The organism is Phenylobacterium sp. (assembly GCF_030645195.1).
GTDB lineage: Bacteria > Pseudomonadota > Alphaproteobacteria > Caulobacterales > Caulobacteraceae > Phenylobacterium.
In genome coordinates this window covers 1-2,729 of record NZ_JAUSLW010000222.1, presented here as the reverse complement: position 1 = coordinate 2,729, position 2,729 = coordinate 1, and the positions used below count along the sequence as shown (strand labels likewise).

2 protein-coding genes are annotated in these 2,729 nt (G+C 65.6%); both read right to left on the bottom strand.

The annotated features are described in order from the left end of the window. Positions 1-1,044, bottom strand: a 1,044-nt coding sequence (locus tag Q7T09_RS20040) for an NADH-quinone oxidoreductase subunit M (RefSeq protein WP_370689300.1), incomplete at its 3' end; no start/stop codon positions are given. Positions 1,045-1,058: 14 nt separating this feature from the next. Further along, the coding region (gene nuoL / locus Q7T09_RS20035; RefSeq protein WP_304702002.1) for an NADH-quinone oxidoreductase subunit L at positions 1,059-2,729 on the bottom strand (1,671 nt) is incomplete at its 5' end.

Here is a 2,729-nt window from a genome sequence, read left to right as displayed (position 1 = left end):
GCAGAGGAAGAGCGCGCTGGCGATCACCCCGTGGCTGAGCATCTGGAAGACCGCGCCCTGCACGCCGATGGCGTTGCCGGAGAAGATGCCCATGGTCACGAAGCCCATGTGGGCGACCGACGAATAGGCGATCAGCTTCTTGATGTCGGTCTGACGGAAGGCGACCAGCGAAGTGTAGACGATGGCGATGACGCTGAGGGCGAAGACCAGCGGGGTGAAGAACTCCGAGGCCTGGGGGAACATCGGCAGGCTGAAGCGCAGGAGGCCGTAGCCGCCCATCTTCAGCAGGATGCCGGCCAAGATCACCGAGCCCGCGGTGGGCGCCTCGACGTGGGCGTCAGGCAGCCAGGTGTGGACCGGCCACATGGGCATCTTCACCGCAAAGGAGGCGAAGAAGGCCAGCCACAGCCAGGTCTGAAGGGCGGGATCGAACTTGTAGACCATCAGCTCCGGGATCGAGGAGGTGCCGGCGATCCCGATCATGCCGAGGATGGCCGCCAGCATCAGCACCGAGCCCAGCAGGGTGTAGAGGAAGAACTTGTAGGCCGCGTAGACCCGGCGCTTGCCGCCCCAGATGCCGATGATCAGGAACATCGGCACCAGGCCGAATTCGAAGAAGGCGTAGAACAGCACCAGGTCCAGGGCGCAGAACACGCCGATCACCAGGGTCTCCAGGACCAGGAAGGCGATCATGTATTCCAGGACGCGGGTCTCGATCGTCTTCCAGGAGGCCGCGATGCAAAGCGGCATCAGGAAGGCGGTGAGCAGGACGAACAGGATGGAGATCCCATCCACCCCCATGCGGTAGTGCAGGCCCGCGAACCAGGGCGCGTCCTCCACGAACTGGAATCCCGGGTTGGCCGGGTCGAACTCCGCCACCAGCAGGACGGAGAGGGCCAGGGTCGCCAGGGTGGTGACGAAGGCGATCCACTTGGCGGCGCTGACGGTCTTGGCGTCATCGGTGCGCGCGAAGAACCGCAGGATGAGGATGGCGACGACGCCCAGCAGGGGGGCGAAGGTGACGCCGGAGAGAAGGCCGATCATGATCCCGCTCCCGCTCAAGCCTGCCACTGGAAGACGGCGAAGGTCAGAAGACCCAGCACGCCCAACAGCATGACGAAGGCGTAGTGATAGACGTAGCCGGTCTGCAGCAGACCCGCGCGCCGGCCGATGTCGTAGGACACCGCCGAGACGCCGTCCGGACCCAGGCCGTCGATGATCTTCTGGTCGCCGCCCTTCCAGAACAGGTCGCCCAGGAACCGGGCCGCCCGCACGAAGGTCGCCTCATAGAGCTCGTCGAAGTACCACTTGTTGTAGAGGAAGCTCCACAGTGGGCCCTTCTTGGCGGCGATCCGAGCGCCCATGCCCTCGTTGGCGATGTAGTAGTACCAGGCCGCCAGGAAGCCGATCACCGAGACCACCAGGGGCGCCCACAGCAACCATTCCGGCGAGTGGTGGGCGTGTTCCAGGACGGTGTTGGTGGGCGCGTTGAAGATGGCGCCGCGCCAGAAGGCGTCGCGCTCCTCGCCGACGAAGGACTCCACGAAGACATAGCCGGCGGCCACCGCCCCGACCGCCAGCGCGATCAGCGGAACCAGCATCACCAGCGGGCTCTCGTGGGGCTTGTGGTCGCCATGGCCGTGGTCGTCCGCCGCATGGGCGTGATCCTCGGCATGCGCGTCCGCCGCGTGAGCGTGGTCGTCGGCGTGATGTTCCCACTTCGGCGTGCCGTGGAAGGTCATGAAGGCCAGGCGCCAGGAATAGAAGGCCGTGAGGCCCGCAGCGCTGAGGCTGACCAGGAAGGCGAAGAAGGCCACCGGGTTGTGCTGGCCCGCGGCGAAGGCGGACTCGATGATGGTGTCCTTGGAGTAGAAGCCGGCGAAGCCCAGCTCGACCCCGGGGATGCCGAAGCCGGTGATGGCCAGGGTCCCGATGGTCATGACGGCGTAGGTCACCGGCAGGTACTTCCACAGGCCGCCCATCTTCCGCATGTCCTGCTCGTGATGCATGGCGTGGATCACCGAGCCGGCGGCGAGGACCAGCAGCGCCTTGAAGAAGGCGTGCGTGAAGAGGTGGAACATCGCCACCGGATAGACGCCCACACCAGCCGCCACGAACATGTAGCCGAGTTGCGAGCAGGTCGAGTAGGCGATGACGCGCTTGATGTCGTTCTGGACGAGGCCGACGGTCGCCGCAAAGAACGCCGTGATCGCGCCGACGGTGAACACGACGCTCATCGCGAAGGGCGAGGCGTCGAACATCGGCGACAACCGCGCCACCATGAACACGCCGGCGGTCACCATGGTCGCGGCATGGATCAGCGCCGAGACCGGGGTCGGGCCTTCCATGGCGTCCGGCAGCCAGGTGTGGAGCAGGAACTGCGCCGACTTGCCCATGGCGCCCATGAACAGCAGCAGGCAGACGACGGTCATCGCGTCGAAGTCCCAGCTGAGGAAGTGGATGGTCTTGCCGGCCTGCCCGGCGACCGCCGCGAAGGCATCGTCGAAGCCGAGGTGGCCGAGCACCATGAAGGCGGCGAAGATGCCGAGCGCAAAGCCGAAATCGCCGACGCGATTGACCACGAACGCCTTGATCGCCGCGGCGTTGGCGGAGGGCCGCGTGTACCAGAAGCCGATCAGCAGGTAGGACATCAGCCCCACCCCTTCCCAGCCGAAGAACATCTGCAGGAAATTGTCCGCCGTCACCAGCATCAGCATGGCGAAGGTGAA